1 protein-coding gene is annotated in these 294 nt (G+C 59.5%); it reads right to left on the minus strand.

Going from position 1 to position 294, the window contains the following annotated elements; all coding sequences use genetic code 11:
- Positions 1 to 103: 103 nt before the first annotated feature.
- On the minus strand, positions 104 to 294 hold a 191-nt coding region (locus tag F2P45_RS35085), incomplete at its 5' end, for a DUF1795 domain-containing protein (protein WP_166882758.1).

Raw genomic sequence — 294 nt, forward strand, 5'->3', positions numbered from 1 at the left:
GGGATGACGTCGCGGCGCTGCTGCCGTGGAATATGAAGGATTTGCATACCCCCGATTTAACCAGCGGCGTGACTTCCTGAACAGTCTGGGGTTGATGGATCGCTTACGAACTTGCGACCTCTTTCACTTCCGGCGCCTTCTTGTGGCGCAGCTTGACGCTTGCCAGCATTCCATCGAAGGTGGCATTCCACTCGTCGGTGAACTGGCTCAGGCAAGTCGCGGCGATCAGCATCGCCTTCACCTCGCCCGCTTCGGTGCGCGGCAGCATGGTGATCACCTGGCGCTGGTGCATCA

Origin of the sequence: Massilia mucilaginosa (genome assembly GCF_011682145.1) — a bacterium.
In the GTDB taxonomy this organism is placed as follows: Bacteria; Pseudomonadota; Gammaproteobacteria; order Burkholderiales; family Burkholderiaceae_D; genus Telluria_A; species Telluria_A mucilaginosa.